This window comes from Arthrobacter sp. Y3223164, assembly GCF_059091005.1.
Map to the genome: position 1 here is coordinate 1 of NZ_JBNHGF010000830.1, position 495 is coordinate 495.

Sequence of the window (495 nt, forward strand, 5' to 3'; positions counted from 1 at the left end):
GGCGTCGGGCTGCTTGGCCGCGGCCTGCTGTACGGCCAGGATGATCTGCGCCGCGGCGACCATCGGGTCGGCACGGTCGGCCATCAGCGTGGTGCCGGCATGGTTGCCCTGGCCGGTGACGCTGATCCGCCACCGCCCGTGGCCGAGGATGGAACTGCCGACGGCGATGGTCGGGCCGTCCTCGCCCAGGCCGCGGCCCTGCTCCACATGCAGCTCGATGAAGTCGCCGATCCGCGCCAGCGCCTCCTCGTCGCGCCCCAGATGCGCAGGATCCAGCCCGTTGGCCCGGGCGACGTCGGCGAACGTGTCGCCGCTCTCGTCGCGCAGGTTCCGGGCCTTGTCCGGATCGATGGCGCCGGCCAGCAGCCGCGAGCCCAGGCAGGCCACACCGAAGCGCGATCCTTCTTCTTCCGGGAAGACCGTGACGGCCAGCGGCCGGTTCGGCTCGACGCCGCGCTCCTTGAGGAGGTCCACGGCGGCGAGCGCGGAGGCGAC

The 495-nt window shown here is 73.1% G+C and carries 1 protein-coding gene; it reads right to left on the reverse strand.

What is annotated here, in order from left to right:
- A partial coding sequence (locus AC5RUJ_RS18250) for a M20/M25/M40 family metallo-hydrolase (RefSeq protein ID WP_494156519.1) occupies window positions 1-495 on the reverse strand: 495 nt, incomplete at both ends.